Source organism: Lelliottia sp. JS-SCA-14 (genome assembly GCF_035593345.1).
Classification (GTDB): domain Bacteria; phylum Pseudomonadota; class Gammaproteobacteria; order Enterobacterales; family Enterobacteriaceae; genus Enterobacter; species Enterobacter wanjuensis.
In genome coordinates, this window is sequence record NZ_CP141606.1 from 3071990 (window position 1) to 3091941 (window position 19952).

The 19952-nt window shown below is 40.8% G+C and carries 17 protein-coding genes and 2 pseudogenes; 1 reads left to right on the plus strand and 18 read right to left on the minus strand.

The window, feature by feature from the left end; all coding sequences use genetic code 11:
* Positions 1-27: 27 nt before the first annotated feature.
* A complete protein-coding gene (gene wzzB, locus U9O48_RS14445; protein WP_285144133.1) occupies positions 28-1008 on the minus strand; it encodes an LPS O-antigen chain length determinant protein WzzB in 981 nt (326 codons plus the stop codon).
* Between the two features lie 191 nt (positions 1009-1199).
* Between wzzB and U9O48_RS14450 the strand changes: the two genes are divergently transcribed.
* Entirely contained in the window at positions 1200-2204 is a 1005-nt protein-coding gene (locus U9O48_RS14450) for an NAD-dependent epimerase (RefSeq protein ID WP_324722706.1), read from the plus strand.
* Positions 2205-2259: 55 nt separating this feature from the next.
* On the opposite strand, the gene ugd is transcribed toward U9O48_RS14450, so the two are convergent.
* The 17 genes and pseudogenes from ugd to rfbB all read right to left on the minus strand — a co-directional run bounded on the left by ugd (position 2260) and on the right by rfbB (position 19937).
* A complete protein-coding gene (gene ugd, locus U9O48_RS14455) occupies positions 2260-3426 on the minus strand; it encodes a UDP-glucose 6-dehydrogenase (RefSeq protein WP_285155133.1) in 1167 nt (388 codons plus the stop codon).
* A gap of 254 nt (positions 3427-3680) precedes the next feature.
* A complete protein-coding gene (gene gndA / locus U9O48_RS14460; RefSeq protein WP_282493983.1) occupies positions 3681-5087 on the minus strand; it encodes an NADP-dependent phosphogluconate dehydrogenase in 1407 nt (468 codons plus the stop codon).
* 193 nt (positions 5088-5280) lie between these two features.
* Positions 5281-6714: a phosphomannomutase gene (locus U9O48_RS14465; RefSeq protein WP_324722707.1), complete on the minus strand. Its 1434-nt coding sequence runs from the start codon at positions 6712-6714 to the stop codon at positions 5281-5283.
* Positions 6707-8119, minus strand: coding sequence for a mannose-1-phosphate guanylyltransferase/mannose-6-phosphate isomerase (locus U9O48_RS14470; RefSeq protein WP_324722708.1), 1413 nt, complete (start codon positions 8117-8119; stop codon positions 6707-6709). The genes U9O48_RS14465 and U9O48_RS14470 overlap by 8 nt, the downstream gene beginning before the upstream one ends.
* Before the next feature lie 23 nt (positions 8120-8142).
* Positions 8143-9258: a glycosyltransferase gene (locus tag U9O48_RS14475; RefSeq protein WP_324722709.1), complete on the minus strand. Its 1116-nt coding sequence runs from the start codon at positions 9256-9258 to the stop codon at positions 8143-8145.
* A 4-nt stretch (positions 9259-9262) separates the two neighbouring features.
* The gene (locus U9O48_RS14480) at positions 9263-10330 is read right to left on the minus strand and encodes a glycosyltransferase family 1 protein (RefSeq protein ID WP_324722710.1); all 1068 of its coding nucleotides are present in this window, start codon (positions 10328-10330) and stop codon (positions 9263-9265) included.
* An 86-nt stretch (positions 10331-10416) separates the two neighbouring features.
* Positions 10417-11508 carry a glycosyltransferase family 4 protein gene (locus U9O48_RS14485; protein ID WP_324722711.1) on the minus strand — a complete coding sequence of 364 codons (1092 nt, stop codon included), beginning with the start codon at positions 11506-11508 and terminating at the stop codon, positions 10417-10419.
* A complete protein-coding gene (locus U9O48_RS14490; RefSeq protein ID WP_324722712.1) occupies positions 11478-12566 on the minus strand; it encodes a glycosyltransferase in 1089 nt (362 codons plus the stop codon). The genes U9O48_RS14485 and U9O48_RS14490 overlap by 31 nt, the downstream gene beginning before the upstream one ends.
* Positions 12563-13849: a hypothetical protein gene (locus U9O48_RS14495; RefSeq protein WP_324722713.1), complete on the minus strand. Its 1287-nt coding sequence runs from the start codon at positions 13847-13849 to the stop codon at positions 12563-12565. The genes U9O48_RS14490 and U9O48_RS14495 overlap by 4 nt, the downstream gene beginning before the upstream one ends.
* The gene (locus U9O48_RS14500; protein ID WP_324722714.1) at positions 13846-14766 is read right to left on the minus strand and encodes a glycosyltransferase; all 921 of its coding nucleotides are present in this window, start codon (positions 14764-14766) and stop codon (positions 13846-13848) included. Before U9O48_RS14500 ends, U9O48_RS14495 begins: the two co-directional genes overlap by 4 nt.
* A gap of 21 nt (positions 14767-14787) precedes the next feature.
* Positions 14788-16047, minus strand: coding sequence for an O-antigen translocase (locus U9O48_RS14505; protein WP_324722715.1), 1260 nt, complete (start codon positions 16045-16047; stop codon positions 14788-14790).
* Positions 16044-17147, minus strand: coding sequence for a DegT/DnrJ/EryC1/StrS family aminotransferase (locus U9O48_RS14510; RefSeq protein ID WP_324722716.1), 1104 nt, complete (start codon positions 17145-17147; stop codon positions 16044-16046). Before U9O48_RS14510 ends, U9O48_RS14505 begins: the two co-directional genes overlap by 4 nt.
* Before the next feature lie 16 nt (positions 17148-17163).
* Positions 17164-17442: pseudogene (locus tag U9O48_RS23380) on the minus strand (acyltransferase); the annotation flags it as partial.
* A pseudogene (locus U9O48_RS23385) lies at positions 17434-17607 on the minus strand (N-acetyltransferase); the annotation flags it as partial. The pseudogenes U9O48_RS23385 and U9O48_RS23380, both read right to left, overlap by 9 nt.
* On the minus strand, positions 17604-17999 hold the full coding sequence (locus tag U9O48_RS14520) for an FdtA/QdtA family cupin domain-containing protein (protein ID WP_324722718.1): 396 nt from the start codon (positions 17997-17999) through the stop codon (positions 17604-17606). The pseudogene U9O48_RS23385 and the gene U9O48_RS14520, both read right to left, overlap by 4 nt.
* Positions 17989-18864, minus strand: coding sequence for a glucose-1-phosphate thymidylyltransferase RfbA (rfbA, locus tag U9O48_RS14525; RefSeq protein ID WP_324722719.1), 876 nt, complete (start codon positions 18862-18864; stop codon positions 17989-17991). The genes U9O48_RS14520 and rfbA overlap by 11 nt, the downstream gene beginning before the upstream one ends.
* Complete coding sequence (gene rfbB, locus U9O48_RS14530) at positions 18861-19937, minus strand: dTDP-glucose 4,6-dehydratase (protein WP_324722720.1); 1077 nt, start codon at positions 19935-19937, stop codon at positions 18861-18863. The genes rfbA and rfbB overlap by 4 nt, the downstream gene beginning before the upstream one ends.
* Positions 19938-19952: the final 15 nt, after the last annotated feature.

Below are 19952 nucleotides of genomic sequence, written 5' to 3' on the forward strand. Positions count from 1 at the left end.
GAGACCCGGTCTTTTTTTGTCTGACGATCAGGCTCTTGGCTTGTAGTTACGCAGCGCGTTACGCCCCAAGACCACACCGGAACCGATAATCCCGCCCAGAAGCACGGCCAGAATCAGCGTAATCGCTTTCTTCGGGCTGTCGCGACGGATAGGCAGATTGGGCTTCATCACATAGCGATAGGCATGGATGGTGGCCGGATCAACATTCAGATTCTGAATATCCAGCAAGTTCTGTTTGGTCTGATAATAGGCCCCTGAGAAGACCAGCGGACGCGTGGACTCATTTTGAATCATCGAGCTCAGCGCTTCGCTACCCAACAGGAACATGGTGTCCTGAGTAACATCCTGCGTTTGCTGAATCTGTGGAGCGGTGATTTTTGCCGCCTGGGCAAATTTCAGCGCTTCAGTGATTTGCTTGATACGCAGATCTTTTTGCTCCTGGGAGACTTTCTCCTGGTTTTCCAGGGAGTCATTCAGCGTGGTGATCTGCTGTTTGATATTGTCTTTAAGGTCAATATCCAGCTCTTTCGCCGTCTGCTCATCAATCTGTTGAATGTACTGCGCCAGCTGTTTTTGTGCGGCTTCTGCCGATTCGCCTACATAGGTGACATTTAAAGGTAAAGGTTGCCCTTTTACCGCGGCATCAATGGTCAGCTTTTCAGGTGCTTCCTGATTATCCAGGGATTGAGCCAACGCTGAGAATGCGGAGTTAAAGCGCCCGATGACGCGCAGCTGAGTATCGTTCATCGACGGCGCGGCAGAACCATAAAGAATATTCAGGGCGTTAGTATAGGTGGCAATTTGGGCGGCATCAGGCTGAGTGATGATCGCGGTAGAGGTCCATTTCTCTTTCGCAGTAGCAACATAAACACCAGCAAGCACAATCGCGACGGCAACAAATGCAGCAATCGTCCACTTCCCACGCCACAATTGCATTACTAAATCAATTAAATCAATCTGCTCCGGGTCATTTCGACTGCTGACCTCATTATTGCTGTACTGGGACATACAATCCTTAACGAAAGAATAGACAAAAATATTATTTAGCTAGTGTATCGCTTGTTGGCAATTTTTCTATAAGAATCCTGTGAGTTATCTGCTGACTGGCGAAGTTTTGCTTACACAACGCCGAGGGGTATGATAAAAACCTTACGATTGACGCTATACAGATAGCGGTTTTGACAATACAGAGGATGAATATGAAATTTCTGGTCACCGGTGCAGCAGGTTTTATCGGCTCGAACGTCAGCAAGCGACTTATGGACGCCGGGCACGTGGTTGTCGGGATTGACAATCTCAATGACTATTACGATGTGAACCTGAAGCAGGCGCGACTGGATCTGCTGACATCCGGGAATTTCACTTTCCACAAACTCGATCTGGCCGATCGCGAAGGGATGGCCGCGCTGTTTGCCGACGAGAAGTTTGACCGCGTGATCCACCTGGCCGCCCAGGCTGGCGTGCGCTACTCGCTGGAAAACCCACATGCCTACGCGGACGCGAACCTTGTCGGTCATCTGAACGTGCTCGAAGGCTGCCGCCATAACAAGGTTCAGCACCTGCTGTATGCCTCTTCCAGCTCCGTTTATGGCCTGAATCGCAAAATGCCCTTCTCCACCGACGATTCCGTAGATCACCCGGTGTCCCTGTACGCTGCGACCAAGAAAGCCAACGAGCTGATGTCGCACACCTACTCGCATCTCTATAATCTGCCAACGACTGGCCTGCGTTTCTTTACGGTTTATGGCCCGTGGGGCCGTCCGGATATGGCGTTGTTCAAGTTCACCAAAGCGATGCTCGAAGGCAAAAGCATTGACGTATACAACTACGGCAAGATGAAGCGCGATTTCACCTACATCGATGACATCGCTGAAGCCATTATCCGTCTGCAGGATGTTATCCCGCAGGCCGACACCAACTGGACCGTGGAAACAGGCTCACCAGCAACCAGCTCCGCTCCGTATCGCGTCTACAACATCGGCAACAGCTCGCCTGTAGAGCTGATGGATTACATTACGGCGCTGGAAGAAGCGTTAGGCATCGAAGCAGACAAAAACATGATGCCGATTCAGCCGGGTGATGTACTGGAAACCAGCGCAGATACCAAAGCGCTATATGAGGTGATTGGTTTTAAACCTCAGACTTCCGTTAAAGAAGGCGTGAAGAACTTCGTCGACTGGTATCGCGATTTCTACAAGGCCTAAAAACGACAATGCCCGGCGATGCCGGGCATTGTCTTAATGAGCTTAACAAGAAAGCTTAATCACTTCCGAACAGATCGCGGGTATAGACTTTGTCCGCCACATCCGCCAGCTCTTCCGCCATACGGTTTGAAATAATCACGTCGGCTTCTTGCTTAAAGGCATCAAGATCGCGAATCACGCGCGAGTGGAAGAACTCATCTTCTTTCATCGCCGGCTCAAAGATGATGACCTGAACACCCTTCGCCTTGATACGCTTCATAATCCCCTGGATAGAGGACGCGCGGAAGTTATCTGAACCGCTCTTCATGATAAGACGATACACACCGACGACTTTTGGCTGGCGCGCCAGAATGGAGTCAGAGATAAAGTCTTTACGCGTGCGGTTGGCTTCAACAATCGCGGAAATCAGGTTGTTCGGAACAGCCTGGTAGTTTGCCAGCAGCTGTTTGGTGTCTTTTGGCAGGCAGTAACCGCCGTAGCCGAAGGACGGGTTGTTGTAGTGATTCCCGATACGCGGATCCAGGCAAACACCTTCGATAATCTGTTTGGTGTTGAGTCCCAGACTTTCTGCGTAGCTGTCCAGTTCGTTGAAGAAGGCGACACGCATCGCCAGATAGGTATTGGCGAAAAGCTTGATGGCCTCAGCTTCAGTGGTATCGGTGAACAGCACATCAATATCTTTCTTAATCGCTCCCTCCTGCAACAGCGCCGCAAAGCGCTCCGCACGTTCGGAACGCTCACCAATAACAATACGCGATGGATACAGGTTGTCGTAAAGCGCCTTGCCCTCACGCAGGAATTCTGGAGAGAAGATCACGTTATCAATGCCCAGTTTTTCTTTAATCGACTGGGTGAAGCCGACCGGGATAGTTGATTTGATGATCATCACTGCGCTTGGGTTGAGAGCGACAACATCTCTGATGACGGCCTCGACGCTGGAGGTATTGAAGTAGTTCGTTTTAGGATCGTAATCCGTTGGGGTGGCGATAATCACATAATCTGCACCGCGATAAGCATCTTCTTTATCGGTTGTTGCGCGGAAGTTGAGCTGCTTAGTGGCCAGGTATTCCTCGATCTCTTTATCGGCAATCGGAGAGATCTTCTGATTAAGCATATCCACTTTGGCCTGCACGATGTCCAGCGCAACCACTTCGTGATTTTGTGCGATCAGAATACCGTTTGAGAGACCGACATAGCCTGTTCCGGAGATTGTAATTTTCATTCGTTCAACTTCTTCAAGTATGAGTGTCAGGAGGCGTTACAGCGCCACCGCAGTAAACAACTGTTGAGGTTTTTACCTCTTATGTTTATGCACTGTCAAGGCAAAGCCCTTGCTAGCGGAGCGGGATAATAGCGTGAATTATTCTGCAATTTCCGCAGGAGGCTGTACAAAGCGAGAAGACACGGGGAAAGAGGCCATAAAAAAAAGCCCGGTAACAATAACCGGGCCTTGCTATCAGACTGACTTAAATCAGATTAATCCAGCCATTCGGTGTGGAACACACCTTCTTTATCGGTACGCTTATAAGTGTGCGCGCCGAAGTAGTCACGCTGCGCCTGAATCAGGTTGGCAGGCAGCACCGCTGCACGGTAGCTATCGTAGTAGGCCACAGCGGCAGAGAAGGTTGGAACCGGAATACCATTCTGAACTGCGTAAGCCACAACATCACGCAGCGCCTGCTGGTAATCGTCAGCAATTTGCTTGAAGTACGGTGCCAGCAGCAGGTTCGCGATATCTGCATTCTGTGCATACGCATCAGTGATTTTCTGCAGGAACTGAGCACGGATGATGCAGCCCGCGCGGAAGATCTTCGCGATCTCGCCGTAGTTCAGATCCCAGTTGTTTTCGTCAGATGCGGCACGCAGCTGAGAGAAGCCCTGTGCGTAAGAGACGATTTTACCCAGGTACAGTGCGCGACGAACTTTCTCAATGAACTCCGCTTTGTCACCGGCAGGTTTAGCCTGCGGGCCAGACAGCACTTTCGATGCGGCAACGCGCTGCTCTTTCAGAGAAGAGATGTAGCGCGCAAACACGGACTCCGTGATCAGCGACAGCGGCTCACCGAGATCCAGAGAGCTCTGGCTGGTCCATTTCCCGGTACCTTTGTTGGCCGCTTCGTCCAGAATCACATCAACCAGGTATTTACCCTCTTCGTCTTTCTTGGTGAAGATGTCTTTGGTGATGTCGATCAGGTAGCTGTTAAGCTCGCCAGTGTTCCACTCGGTGAAGGTCTGTGCCAGCTCTTCGTTGGACAGGTTCAGGCCGCCTTTCAGCAGAGAATAGGCTTCAGCGATCAGCTGCATGTCGCCGTATTCAATGCCGTTGTGAACCATTTTCACGTAATGACCCGCACCATCTGGACCGATATAGGTCACGCACGGTTCGCCATCTTCAGCGACAGCAGCGATTTTAGTCAGGATTGGCGCAACCAGCTCGTACGCTTCTTTCTGACCGCCAGGCATGATAGATGGGCCTTTCAGGGCGCCTTCTTCACCGCCGGACACACCGGTACCGATGAAGTTAAAACCTTCAGCAGAGAGTTCACGGTTACGACGAATGGTGTCGTGGAAGAAGGTATTGCCGCCATCAATGATGATGTCGCCTTTATCCAGATACGGCTTCAGGGAATCGATGGCAGCATCAGTGCCAGCGCCTGCTTTCACCATTAACAGGATACGACGCGGCGTTTCCAGGGATTCAACAAACTCCTGCACCGTATAGAAGGGAACCAGCTTCTTGCCAGGGTTCTCGGCAATCACTTCTTCGGTTTTTTCACGGGAACGGTTGAAAACGGAGACGGTATAACCACGGCTTTCGATGTTGAGCGCCAGGTTGCGCCCCATCACTGCCATACCGACAACGCCGATCTGTTGTTTGGACATTACATACTCCTGTCAGGTGTGGTCACCGCGCAAGGCAGCGCGGCTTGAAATGTGGCTTAGATGTTAACTCAGGTTGTAGCAGAGTGTGTAGTGTAAGATGCCCTTATCTTCTGATAAGGGCATCTTATACGTGTATGCCGCAGAAGAATGAACCCACACGCGGATTGAAATGCTCTTATTTGAAAAAGCCAGGTTAGTTCAGCGTAATAATTTTGTGCAAAATTTGCTCAACATACTCTTTAGCTTTTATCTCTGCACTCGCTTCTGCATAGCAGCGCAATTCCGGGGCATTGCCTGATGGACGAAGATGGAAAATATCCGAACTATCAAGCGTTATTCTTACGCCATCAGTTTGATCAATATTGACACATTTCACAGAAGCTAATCCGAGCTTAGTTAACAGTTGCTCAGGCGAGACCAGCGCTTCGGAAATAATTTTTTTGCTCTTCTCTGAAGGGAAATCTTTTACTCTGTCGGACCAGGTAAATCGTTGAGGCAATTGGTCGACAAGCTCTGAAATTTTCTTGTTCCTGGAGGCAGCCAATAACATCAACGCAGGCAATACCGCGTCTCGCGTTGGCAAAGACCCAAGATGCTTACCATTAATCGTTAAGTCCGATGCTAGCAGGAAACCACCATTTGCCTCAAAGCCTGCAACGGTTGAATAGCGATTAGCCAGAGAATTAAACTCAGCAATAACATACGGCGAACCAATTTTTGTACGGGTTACGGATTTAAATTTACTAGATAATTCGACCGCGGTATTGCAACTCACTGGAATGGCAAGAGCATCAATACCTAGCTCGTCTGCCGTCAGCAAACCCAGAATATCCCCACGCAACCAATTACCGGTCTCATCAGAGACCAACGGCCTGTCGCCATCACCGTCCGTAGAAAAAATAGCATCAAGTTTAAACTGTTCTGCCCAGCCTTGTGCAAGCAGCCGATCTTCTTCACTGACGGCTTCAGTATCGATAGGAACAAACTCATCGCTTCTTCCTAAAGAAATAACTTCAGCACCAAGTTCCTGGAATAATGGCGCGTAAAGATCCCTCCCTGCACTCGAATGTTCGTAAATGCCAATACGCTTTCCGGCTAAAATCTTATCATCATAAAGTGATGTATACCGAGAAACATAAGATTCAGCCCCCTGAGGGTTGATTTGCAATTCCGGAAGTTGTTCAACCGGAGAAAACGCGAAAGAGCTGCCGATAATAGCCAGCTCATCTTCCTTAGAGATTTCCCCATCTGGACGATAAAACTTTAGGCCATTACGGTCAAATGGGATGTGGCTTCCAGTCACCATAATGCAGGGTATATCATTCTGCATGGCATAATACGCTAACGCAGGGGTCGGGATGACACCATGATATTCAATATCAAAGCCATGCTGTTTAATTGCAGCTGCGCAAGCCTGAGCTATTTGATAACTGCTTGGTCGATTATCAATTGCCAGTGCAACTTTTTTGAATTCAAAATTGTCGCTGGTAACCTGAAGAAAAGCATGTGCAAAAGCTGCACAAACATTATGCGTAAAATCGACTACAAGACCACGAGCACCACTGGTACCGAAAGCTATATTGCTGCTTTCAATAATGCTTCTGGCATTTAACTTTGCTTTACTCATTACCATATTCACCATCTGAAATTATACGGAGGATATCATCATCATTCAAATATGAACCAGATTGGATTTCGATTACTTCCAAAGGTATTTTGCCTGGGTTCTCTAGAGTATGTGGTGTACCAATAGGGATAAAAGTCGATTGGTTCTCCGCTAACACAAATGTAGTATTATCTTTGGTAACCTTTGCTGTCCCTGCAACAACAATCCAATGCTCAGCTCTGTGAAAATGTACCTGTTTAGAAATTTTCTCACCAGGTTTAACAACTACATGTTTTACATGAAAGCGAGCACCTGAAGCAATACTTTCATGTTGCCCCCAAGGTCTGAAACATTGCTGATGCTCAATATATTCTTTTCTTCCTAACGACTTAAGCTCATTAACTAATAATTTAACATCTTGAACATTATCTTTATCAGCAACGAGCACAGCATCTTTGGTTTCGACTATTATAATATTTTTCAATCCAACCGAAGTCACTAGACGGCTATTAGAGTAAATAAAGCTATCTGATGTTTTTACAAGTAATGCGTCGCCTTTGACACTATTACCGTTTGAGTCTTTATCGCTAATATCCCAAAGAGATGACCAAGAACCGACATCACTCCATTTGGCATCTAATGGCACCACTACTGCATTTTCTGTATGCTCCATCACTGCATAATCTACGGAGTCATCAGGACATTCAATAAAATCATCCTGTCTAATTCTCACAAATTCGAGATCACATTGAGCATTTTTGTAAGCATTTAAACAAGCAGAAGTTATGCGGGGACTATATTTTTCAAGTTCTGCAAGATATACTTCAGCTTTGAACATAAACATCCCACTATTCCAAAGATAATCTTTAGAATCGAGATATTTTTGGGCAAGTTCTAGATTAGGTTTCTCGACAAACTCATCAACATAAAATGCATCATCTGAATAAGATTCACCCTTCTTAATATAACCATATCCTGTTTCTGGGGCCAATGGGATTGTACCAAAGGTGACTAACTTTCCATCTAAAGCTTGTTGATGAGCTCTTATAATTGTACGAGAAAACTCTTCTATATCCTGTATTGAATGGTCTGCGGCCAAAACTAATATGACGGGATCTTTTGTTATGCTTATAGCCCTTTGAGCGCCAAGTGCTACTGCTGGAGCTGTGTTACGTCCTATCGGCTCCAAAATAATACCATTGTGTTTGATATTCTCCTGTCTTAATTGCTCCGCAACAATAAATCTATGCTCTTCGTTGCAGATAATAATAGGGTCTGCGTGCTCAATGTCTTTTAAACGTTTGAGAGTATCTTGAATCATAGTTGTATCATCAATCAGCGGTAAAAACTGTTTAGGATACAAGCTGCGTGAAAGCGGCCAAAGTCTACTACCACTACCGCCAGCGATAATAATAGGAAAAATCATAAATACACTCACTTAATAAATTTTTAAAGAGACTTATAAATATCAATAATTTGGGCCAGCATTACATCGCGATGAAAATACTCATCAAATCTTCTTTTCGCATCAACTGAATATCGTTGGTAAAGCAGAGGGTCAATAGTGATTTTTTTTACTGCGTCAGCGATTTGTTGTGAATCCATTATTTCGACGTTTAAACCGCTGGAATCATGCTTGTTCACCCAACTCGTTCCAGATCCCGTGATGTTTGTTGCAATAACAGGTTTAGCAAAACTCATAGCTTCAATCTGCACAACACCAAAGGCTTCAGATTTCATAATGGATGGAAGACAAAATACATCACATGCACTGAAGTAACTCCCTAACTCATCACGATCAATTTTACCTAATAGTTCAACTTTTGTTTGAAAATTGTTTTTAACAATTGAATCAGCCAATTCATTCGTCAATGGACCTTCACCGCCGATCAAAATGATGTATTCATCATTCAGGTACTGGGCTGACTCAATTAAATATTTGAAACCCTTATAATAGACATGTCGTCCTAATGAAAGTATTATTTTCTTGCCAAAATATCTTTCCTTTATTATTTTAATGATATTAGCATCTGCATTCAAACGATTAGGATCAATACCAATAGGAACGGCGATGCATTTATTTTGATATTCAGAGAGATCCTTTGAGTTTTGGATGTATTGTTCTGATGTGCCAATAATGGCATCTGCTTTTTTGAGAAGCCATGATTGCATCGGGCGATAAATTTTAAGCAAGTTCTTCTGCTTAATAATATCACTGTGCCAATGAATAACAATTTTCTTTCTTTTTACATTAGCACACATAATTGCAAGGTTTGCCAGAGGATTTGGCAAATGTACATGCAATACATCATACTCGTCAATTATGTCCCTCAAAATCTCAATATATTTAAATGAGATTTGCGTTGAAAATAAATCGCCTATAATGCCAGCGCGGAAGACTTTATAACCATTAACATTATCGTATACAGTTGTGCCATTAATATTAGTACATAAAATATCACAGACAATCCCTTTCTCATTGAGAATCTCTGCAATATCATATGCAACCGTTTCAACACCGCCCATGACAGGGTAATAAAATTTTGCGAGTTGTAATACTTTCATTTAATCATGCCAATTTTTTAATATATTCAATGGTTTTATTTGCACAACCTTCCCATGTATACTTTGCTAGGTTTTCTCCATAACCATGAACTGAGCACTGCAATTCGCCATTTAAGATACCTAGCATAGCTTTAGCAATCTCATCGAGATTTTCTGGGTCAAAATAAACTATGTAATCACTACCAACTTCTGGGATTGAAGCTCGTGATGATGCAGCAATAGGAAGATTGAAAGCCATAGCCTCAAGTACTGGCAATCCAAACCCTTCATACAGAGAAGGAAACAGTAACATTGATGCTTCAGAATAATATTTTCGCAGCTCCTCAAAAGTAACAAAACCGGTGAATCTAACTTTTGGATTACTTTTTAAAATACTATCGAATCCTTTTTCGGGAGAGTAAAAACCATCCGACTTCCCCACAATTACTAGCTCATAATCTGGGATTATAGGAGATATTCTATTAAATGCCTCGATTGCTTTTTTGATATTTTTATGAGGTTTTATATTTCCAACGCATAGGATGTATTTTTTATCAATTTTAATATCTTCAGCATTAAGATGAAATCCAGGATCAACCCCTAGTGGAACTGTACAAACTTTTGAATCATCTACATTCAGAAATTTTATTATTTCAGATTTAGAAAATTCAGAAACTGTGAATATTAAATCGCTTAATCGAGATGCACGCTTCATCAATAAATTGATGTAACTGAAACCTAGAAAGTTGAAATTATCTCTAAATGCGTATGGAAACATATCGTGAATCGTTACCACTCGTTTTTTGAATTTGTACCGCATTGGAAAAATGGGAGTGTTAAAATGTGGAGTCCAATATACATCAGCATGTGGTAATTTTATGAGATATTCTATTTGTTCGAACGGAGAGAAAAACTTCGATTTGAAAATGATGTAATCATTCACCCCAAGTTTACGTATTACGTCAACTTGATCTTTATTGACTATGCATTTAATTTGGAATGAATCTTTTTGTAAAATTTCACGTAATAAATTACGAATATAAGTACCAATGCCAGAAGCATTAACCATTCTCGCATCTACTATAACAAGCATTAGTATCCCTCATCAAATTAAGCCATATAGTTCACAACAATAAAATCGACTAGATAATTTTTTAGCCAAACCGAAATTTTGAATGGTTAAATTATTGAAATTTCTTCTATAAATCTCGCAGCTACTTTTTTTGAACTAAATTCATTGATGGTTTTTTCATATCCGTTTAAACCTAATTGTCGAGCTAACGATTGATTATCTAATAATTCGTTAATAGCAGATGATAATGCATTTACATTTGCCTCATCAATGAGAATACCATCTTTATAATTTTCTATAAGAAATTTAGGGCCTCCGCAGGAAAACGCAATAACAGGTTTTTTAAATGACCAGGCTTCAACAATCGTTCTACCAAATGTTTCTGGACCTCCATACAGGGAAATAGAGGAATTAACTACAAGTGAAGCTATTCGATAATACTTCTCCATTTCTGAAGTATATTCAATAAAAGTCACTGTAGTTCCATTCTTTATTTTATCAGCTTCACTTTTAAGAAAGTCGTAATAATCCCTATCTACAATTTTACCTAAAATGTATAGCTTGCATTTTACATTTACTTCCGATAAGGCCCTAATTAAATATTCTAATCCCTTCCACTTGGAAATCATCGCGGGGCAAACTATTACAGGATCAGTTTCAGATACATCATTATCAAGCATGTCCTCTTCCGGCAATTCAACTGGATTTGGAATAACTTTTGGTTTAATTTTATATGGGGCAAGGTAGTCAATAACAGCTGGGCTAGCAACATAAAAGCTTGCATTCTTTAATGCCCAGAAGATTAACCCTCGAAATTTCCATTGGAAATCACGAACAAAAACCATTTTCTTTTTCTTTTTAATTCTGTTTGTTATAAGTACAAGTATTGCAACATAAAACGCAGCTTTATTTGTATTTGTAATGATAACGTCAGCTTGTTTTGCTTCATTTCTTAAACGATGTAAATCATTAAACAAACGTTGAATTTTGTTCCCTGTATGAGATTTTATGATTTCGATATTTGAAACTTCTAAGTTTCCAATATGGATATCATTTTCAGCAAAAACTGTCACGCTTTGAGTCTGGGCCAACTGTTTAGCAATTACTTCAAGCGATCGTTCACTACCCCCATATCCAGAAGCATTAGAGATAAATAGAATTTTCATTTTTATTTTTTTTCTCCAATCAAATCGATCCATTGCTTCAGTATATTATCAGAGGCAAACCTTGCTCGAGACTGTAAACAATTATCCGATAACTCTTGCAATAGTTTTTCGTTAGACATCAAATCAATTAGTTTATCAGCGAAAATACTTAATTCGTCATCTTTAATAAGGAAACCGGTTTTACAATCTTCAATGACTTCCCCAGGTCCAGATGGAACATCGAATGATATGGAAGGAATGCGATAAATTAACCCTTCGATAAGAACCATTGACAACCCTTCATAAAATGAAGTTAGAACTTGCAATTTAGATTCTGCATATATTAGCCCGGGATTATTAACAAATGAATCAATTACGACGTGATCAATCCTTTCGTTTATAATTCTTTGCTCTAAATGTTCTTTGAAAGGTCCTTCACCTATAATTCTCAACATAAAAGGCTTATCGAATTTTTTATTTACAATCGACCAAATATCAAGCAACCTATCGAAGCCCTTAACTTCCACAAATCTTCCAAGAGCAACAATTTGATTTTTTTTATAGGTATTTAGTAACATTCTATCGGCATGAGAAAAATCAAAAGGTGCGGGGTTATAGATTACTGTAACTTTCTTATTATGCCACAATGCGGCATCTTTATGAGTTAACGTGACTATCTCATCTGCAAAAATTTTTGAAAGGGAACGCCCACGTTTTGCCCATGACTCTTTTCTCAAGTAACTTGTGTGATCCCAGCAAACATATTTACAACGATTGAATAATTGAGGTAAAACAGTCCAGACAATAGAAGCCATTCCAACACTTACAAAACAATCGAAGTCATGTTTTTTTAAATATTTATTAACTAGCCATATAGTTCTTACAATACGTAAATTTCTTGACAACGACTCAGACTTTTCTGGCTTGTCAATAAAAGTAACATTAATATCATCTCTTAATTTATAGGGAAACTCTTTTTCAACGGGATGTGAAAATGTGAGAATGTGCACATTGCAATAGTCGGCTAACTTATTAGCGATATCAATAGTAACCCTTTGTAGCCCTCCCTTATCGTATAAATCTATTGCAAAAAAACAAATTTTTTGTTTCATATCACACGGCCATTATATTTAGCATTTATAAGAAAAGATGCCATCAATAACAAGACAAAGATAATTGATGTACAATAATTAACAATAATAAATTCCCCTTTATATTGTAAGGCAAGTGATAAAAGAAAAAGAGCCAAAAGCAAAGTGTTCGATTTTTCCAAAATACATATTTTTTTTAGCCAATAGAACCAAACATAAACCATTGAGAGTATTAGAAAAATACCACCATAAAGTGTTGGCCTCATATAGCCAGCATCGGTAGCCATGTAATATGTTCCTTCTTCACTACCAGCATATAGCCCATCACCAAATATAAAGGTATGTTCTTGAAGCGCAAAATACATGCCTTTTAACTCATCTGTCGAAGCAGTAGATACTCCCCCAGTATCATTATATTTATAGATAATTTCAAATGCCCATGGGAGTACTTTTTCTTGTATAACAGCTAACTGATCAGGGAATGCCAAAAAAGAAAATAGCAGGGCAAGGCACCCAAACCCTATGAATATCATTAGTAATATGATGCTTCTTTTCTTAGAGAATCTGGAAAATGGATTAAAAATGAAGAGAAAAAATATGACCACACCTAAAATGGCTGTGCGGCTTATAAATATCGAAGACGCTGCTATGCATAGTAAAAGTATTGAAGTATAGAGAATTGATGTGTTTTTTTTCACAAAATCGTTTGCAAGCAAAATCAAAACAACACAAAAATAACAGGCTAATGCATAAAATTGCATACTTGATAATGCAACTCCGCGTAATCCCTCAGATACAAGTGATGAGTTATTCGCATCATTATTTTGTAGCGTTTTTATAACTTCCGAAAATGAAGGAATGAGAATGGCGGTGATGATGATTAGCGACTGAATTAATGTTATTCTATAAATATGTCGATTTATATCACTTAAGCTTTCAACTTTTTCTGAAATAAAAATGCAAACTGCGAATAAAGTTGCCACAATGCTAAATAGTAAAATCTTTGTCAGAGATACTAAGTAAGTTGTATCTATCCCCCCTTCAAAAAGGGTTCTGAAAGTAACTAGTGCCATAATTAATGAAAATGGCAAAATATATTTTAATGTGAAAGATGCGTATGCCTTGGATATTAAATTCCAATTTCCAGACAAGCGTTTAATGTTAAAGACAATGAAAAAGAGACTTAACAAAAATGCGCCGTAAAGTGCTGGTCCAACGCCAGGGATATAAAAATTAAAAACCCCCATAAATATAATCAAAGAAATGACACATGAATGTAAAGTCAGCCTGTTTCTTTTTATCATTTAGTTAATTTATCCCTTAGCCAATATGGTTTAAATAACAGTGCAACACGATATATTAATTTATTAATCATTGTTTTCTTCGTGCCTAGCACTAATGATAAACCTATACACAATGCATAAAATACTGCCTTTCTCAGATTTACAATTATGGTGCACTTTTCCTTAAATAAGTAAATATCTACTAATAGTCGTTGCTGCAAATGCCCAATATTGAAGAGTGAATGACCGGATTGTGAAATAGAATTTCCGACTCGATATTTTACAGTTATAACATCCATGAAAAAGAGTTTCTCTCCAGCTTCAAGGATCCGTAACCATAGCGGTGAATCCTCTAGCATTAAAAATCTTTCATCTGCAAAGCCAACCTTCTCCATCATTGCTCTATTAATGAAAGCTGATGGCGCGCAAGCAAAGCCGCCCGCACTCGCTAAAAATTCTAATTGTTTTTCTCTAGATTGCTTGAGCTTACTTCTCTGTAATTTTGAAGGATACTGGCTATTGTTCGAGTTGTCTTTTGAAAAAGATTGCATTAGAGAAAATACAACACTATTGATATTATTTTTGCTAACAAAATTGACATTATCTGTAATACAACTAGGCATCAATACGTCGTCACCTGCGATTGACTTAATCCATTGCCCTTGCGATAATTTCCACGCTTTATTTATATTCTTTGTTAGCCCAACATTATACTGTCCTACTATGACATGCGTGGAATTAAAAGCGAAACCATTAGATTCAAGCCAGTTATTAATCAAACACATCGTATCATCAAAAGAACAATCATCCGCAATAATCAACTCTATATTGCCCACTCCGTAATCTTGATTTTTTATGCTATCCAAGGTCTCAATAATAGTTGAACTTGAGTTATACGTAACCACACAAACTGTAATTAATTTTTTTTCAGCATTCACTGGCTAGCCCTTTCCGCACAATCAGGAGTTTTCTTTAATGCCTTTCTGTAAACAGATATAAACCAAAATAAAATATACAATATAGTTTAATAAATATGCAATATTTGCACCTTGAGCACCAAACTCTTTTATACAAAAATATGACATTGTCACAAAAGTCACCGCAGCTGTAATTTCACATAATACGAAGAGTCTTGTTGCTCCTCTTGAAATCAAAGCGTATGCATAAAGCCAAGAAAGAATCTTTACAACATCGCCGCATAATTGTATGGAAAAAAGCTCTCTTGCATTTCTAAATGACTCAGTAAATAGAATAGAAAGCGCCATATCTCTAAACAGGTAAATTATCAGTGCCATTAAAGCTACTGCAGGCATAACAATGTACGCTGTACTTTTTATCTCTTTTTTTAAACCTTCTGCCGATTTGATCGTCGACAACAAAGGGAGATAATAAATAGATAGTGACATAGTTATTACAGTTAAGTAGGTTTCAGAGATTTTCCATACGGCTTGCCAATATCCCGTAATCTCCCAACCTACTTCTGAAATAAGTAACTTACGAATTATGATCAATGCTGTCGGCATTGTGACCGCAGACACTACTGCCATAAGTACATAACCTAATACTATTTTAGAGTTTTCTTTATCAATGCTCCCAAATAGATATTTTAACCGACACCATGGTTTGTGGATAGCAAATAGTAACATACCCAAACCTATAAGAGCATTTTGTATTGTTACGGCTATCAATGCCCCTTGAATTCCGTATTTTACAACGAGACTCAACATAACAATTGACGATAGTACAACTGAAATCATGCCAAGTATTACGTATTGCTTATATAACTTCTGACCGTTTAGAACAGAGTTAATAAATGTTCCTATCGCAGTAAAAGGTAACGAAAAGGCACTGGCAACTATAATCCATGAGTAAGTTTCTGTCTCGAACAAAAAATGTGAAACAAAAGATGAAAACAATAGAAGTATTGGCGCGATTATGCTGTATAAAATTATCGTCCATCTTATACTTACTCGCCACCAACTAGAGCATGCTTCGTAACCCTCAAGATGCTTCTCAGCGGTGAATTTCACCACGGATGTATTCACCGGAGAATTAATAAGACCAGTTATACTATTGATTAAATTTTGCAACTGACCCAACATTGCAATACCTGTTGGGCCAGTGTAAATGGCGACTACTTTAGCAACTATAAATCCCGCAATCATACGGGATAATGTCAATAGCCCAGTAAAAAAGGTTACTGAAAGAAGCTTCCTCATCCCATAAAACCATTCACTGCATTTATCACCATCTCAATTTCACTATCGGACATTGTTGGATCTAATGGTATGGATAAAACTTCATTATGAATGGTTTCAGTTAAAGGAAGATGATAATGTTTTAGGTTATCGTATGCTTGTTGTTTATGGGGCGGGATTGGATAATGTATCATCGTAGCGATGTTTTCATTTTGTAGATAACTAACCAATGCCTCTCTCCTCTTTGTTTTTAAGACAAACAGGTGCCAGACATGCCCTTGCTGGCTTGTTAGCTTTGGTAATTCGATATGTTCATTTTTTATTTCTTCTAAATATCTAGATGCAATCCGTTGTCTAATTTTTGTTTCATCTTCAATATATTTTAACTTAACAGACAGCATTGCTGCTTGAATCTCATCCAGTCGGCTATTCGTACCAGTATAAATATTATGATATTTCTTATGAGAACCATAATTTCTCAAAGCAAATAATACCTCTGCTAACTTATCATCATTTGTTGTAATCGCGCCAGCATCACCCAATGCACCAAGGTTTTTACCAGGATAAAAACTAAATCCAGCAGCATCTCCCCAATTCCCAGCTTTTTTATTATTAATATTTGCACCGTGCGCTTGAGCACAATCTTCTAGAACTAGAAGTTTATATTCATGAGCAATTTTCTGTATATCGTTCATTGGAGAAATCTGTCCATAAAGATGAACAGGTAAAATTACTTTAGTTTTATCAGTAATAGCTTCAATAATACCTTTTGCATCTAAATTGAAAGTTTCTATATTTGGCTCAACTAATCTTGGGGTAAGATTATTTTCAGTTATTGCTAAGATAGACGCTATATACGTATTCGCAGGAACAATAACCTCATCATTGTCCTTCAAGAGCCCCATTTCTTTCCAGGCTCTTAGTACTAATGTCAATGCATCTAATCCGTTTGCAACACCAATTGCATGTTTTGTCCCGCACCAATCTGCAAAATCCTTTTCAAATTTTTTAAGCTCATCTCCCATGATATACCAGCCAGAATCGATTACTCGCGAACAAGCATCTTTAAGCTCTTCAGTATATCTAGAATTAATTCGTTTTAGATTCAAAAAATCAACCATTTTAATCTCCTTTTAAAATTAAATTAGCAGGATTACCCACAACTGTTGTATATGGTGCTACATTCTTTGTGACCACGGCCCCAGCGCCAACCATTGCCCCCTCACCAATAGTTATTCCTGGCAAAATTGTTGCATTTGCGCCAAGGGAAGCACCCTTTTTAATAATAGTTCTGAGAAATTGTTCAGGATATTGTTTGGAGCGAGGATGTTTATCATTGGTAAACGCAACACAGGGGCCAATAAACACATCGTCTTCAATGGAAATACCATCCCATAGAAATACTCCAGACTTCACTGTAACTCGATCACCTATTTTCACATCATTTTCTATAAATGTATGAGCGCAAATATTACAATCTTTTCCAATCACAGCCTGCGGTAATATAACCGCATATTGCCAGATAGTTGTCCCTGTACCTATCTGATCCGTCTGTACGTCACTCAAGTCATGGATTTTCATTTTAACCTCTCCACAAACTCTTCGTAATTTCGAATATAGTCACTCTCGTCATAAACATCACTTGCTAAAACTAATAGAATACAATCCTGTGAGTAATCATACATTTCATGCCACATGTGTGGTTCGATAAGTAAACCCAGCGCTGGATTGTCTAGGAGTATTTCAACCTTTTCTTGCCCATCATCAAGCATAAACCGACAAGAACCATTGACCGGAATAGCAAGCTGTCTCAACTCCTTATGTGCATGATATCCACGGCGAACATTATCCTGAGTGCCAAACATGTAATAAACACGTTTAATTTCAAATGGAACATTCTTTGCTTGTTCAAGAGCAACAAGCATGCCACGTTCATCTCCATGTTTTTGTAATGGGATCAATTCAACTTTCATGTTTGTTTACCAGATTAATGAGATATTTCCCGTAATGATTTTTTTCTATTTTTTTTCCAAGCTGATACAATTCGTCATCCTGTAACCAACCATTGCGCCAAGCGATCTCTTCAGGGCAAGCAACCATCATGCCCTGGCGTTTCTGAACTGTTTCAACAAAACTACCGGCCTCAATGAGGCTGTCATGAGTACCGGTATCTAGCCATGCAAATCCTCGCCCAAGGAGTTCAACATTTAAGGCATTACGCTTTAAATAAATTTCATTAACTGCCGTGATTTCTAATTCCCCTCGCGATGAGGGTTTTATATTCTTTGCTATTTCAATCACGCTATTGTCATAAAAATAAAGACCTGTTACTGCCCAATTTGATGTTGGTTTAACTGGCTTTTCCTCAATACTTATTGCTTGATAATTTTGGTCAAAAGACACTACGCCAAACCGCTCGGGATCCATAACTTGATAGCCAAATACTGTTGCGCCGGTATTTCTTTCTGCTGCTGCTTTTAATTTAGGTGTAAAACCTTGGCCAAAAAATATATTATCACCAAGCACTAGACAGACTGAATCATCACCAATAAATGCTTCACCAATAATAAATGCCTGAGCGAGGCCATCTGGACTAGGCTGAATGGCATACTCAATTTTGATACCAAGATGATTACCGTCTCCAAGAAGACGCTGGAATCCAGCCTGGTCTTCAAGCGTAGTAATGACTAGTATGTCTTTGATGCCTGCAAGCATCAAAACAGATAAAGGGTAATAAATCATTGGTTTGTCGTAAACAGGAAGGAGTTGTTTTGAAACCCCCATAGTAATGGGGTACAACCGCGTGCCTGAACCACCAGCTAAAATTATACCTTTCATTTTGTTAACCCCAGACGCTCACGTTGATAACTCCCATCCTGCACTCGCTCACACCATCTAAAATTAGCCAGATACCACTCAACGGTTTTGCGGATCCCGCTCTCAAACGTCTCTTGCGGTTCCCAACCCAGCTCTTCGCCAATTTTATGGGCATCGATCGCATAACGACGGTCATGTCCCGGACGGTCTGTGACGTAAGTAATCTGATCGCGATATGACCCTTCTTTAGGAACGATTTCATCCAGAAGGTCGCAGATGGTGTGAACAACATCGAGGTTTTGCTTCTCGTTATGACCACCGATGTTGTACGTTTCGCCGGGCTTACCCTGAGTGACTACGGTATAGAGCGCGCGGGCATGATCTTCCACATACAGCCAGTCGCGGATCTGGTCGCCCTTGCCATAAATAGGCAGTGCTTTACCGTCCAGGGCATTCAGGATAACCAGCGGGATCAGTTTTTCCGGGAAATGGTATGGACCGTAGTTGTTAGAGCAGTTGGTCACCATGGTTGGGAAACCATAGGTGCGAAGCCAGGCGCGGACCAAATGATCGCTCGAAGCCTTAGAAGCAGAATACGGGCTGCTCGGCGCATAAGCGGTTGTTTCAGTAAACAGTGGCAGTTCGCTTGACGCCGGATGCTCGTCAGGATGAGGCAGATCGCCATACACTTCGTCAGTCGAAATATGGTGGAAGCGGAATGCGGCTTTGGCTTCATCACTCAGTGTTGACCAGTAGGTGCGAGCGGCCTCCAGAAGGACATAAGTGCCGACGATATTCGTTTCGATAAACGCCGCCGGGCCAGTGATAGAACGATCCACATGACTTTCCGCTGCAAGATGCATCACCGCATCAGGCTTATGAGCAGCAAAAATACGTTCCATCGCCGCTTTGTCGCAGATGTCTGCCTGCTCAAACGCATAACGCTCGCTATCACTCACATCAGCAAGCGATTCCAGGTTACCGGCATAGGTCAATTTGTCGACATTGACCACTTCATCCTGGGTATTTTTAATAATATGCCGTACTACAGCTGAACCGATAAAACCGGCACCGCCAGTAACAAGAATTTTCACGTTAGCTATTCCGTA

Excerpts from the sequence above, each read along its gene's own strand:
- U9O48_RS14495 (WP_324722713.1), bottom strand. The coding sequence starts at position 13,849 with ATGATAAAAAGAAACAGGCTGACTTTACATTCATGTGTCATTTCTTTG.
- ugd (WP_285155133.1), bottom strand. The coding sequence starts at position 3,426 with ATGAAAATTACAATCTCCGGAACAGGCTATGTCGGTCTCTCAAACGGT.
- U9O48_RS14475 (WP_324722709.1), bottom strand. The coding sequence starts at position 9,258 with ATGAAAGTATTACAACTCGCAAAATTTTATTACCCTGTCATGGGCGGT.
- U9O48_RS14505 (WP_324722715.1), bottom strand. The coding sequence starts at position 16,047 with ATGAGGAAGCTTCTTTCAGTAACCTTTTTTACTGGGCTATTGACATTA.
- rfbA (WP_324722719.1), bottom strand. The coding sequence starts at position 18,864 with ATGAAAGGTATAATTTTAGCTGGTGGTTCAGGCACGCGGTTGTACCCC.
- gndA (WP_282493983.1), bottom strand. The coding sequence starts at position 5,087 with ATGTCCAAACAACAGATCGGCGTTGTCGGTATGGCAGTGATGGGGCGC.
- U9O48_RS14485 (WP_324722711.1), bottom strand. The coding sequence starts at position 11,508 with ATGGATCGATTTGATTGGAGAAAAAAAATAAAAATGAAAATTCTATTT.
- U9O48_RS14450 (WP_324722706.1), top strand. The coding sequence starts at position 1,200 with ATGAAATTTCTGGTCACCGGTGCAGCAGGTTTTATCGGCTCGAACGTC.
- U9O48_RS14470 (WP_324722708.1), bottom strand. The coding sequence starts at position 8,119 with ATGATTTTTCCTATTATTATCGCTGGCGGTAGTGGTAGTAGACTTTGG.
- U9O48_RS14465 (WP_324722707.1), bottom strand. The coding sequence starts at position 6,714 with ATGAGTAAAGCAAAGTTAAATGCCAGAAGCATTATTGAAAGCAGCAAT.
- wzzB (WP_285144133.1), bottom strand. The coding sequence starts at position 1,008 with ATGTCCCAGTACAGCAATAATGAGGTCAGCAGTCGAAATGACCCGGAG.
- U9O48_RS14520 (WP_324722718.1), bottom strand. The coding sequence starts at position 17,999 with ATGAAAGTTGAATTGATCCCATTACAAAAACATGGAGATGAACGTGGC.
- U9O48_RS14510 (WP_324722716.1), bottom strand. The coding sequence starts at position 17,147 with ATGGTTGATTTTTTGAATCTAAAACGAATTAATTCTAGATATACTGAA.
- U9O48_RS14480 (WP_324722710.1), bottom strand. The coding sequence starts at position 10,330 with ATGCTTGTTATAGTAGATGCGAGAATGGTTAATGCTTCTGGCATTGGT.
- U9O48_RS14490 (WP_324722712.1), bottom strand. The coding sequence starts at position 12,566 with ATGAAACAAAAAATTTGTTTTTTTGCAATAGATTTATACGATAAGGGA.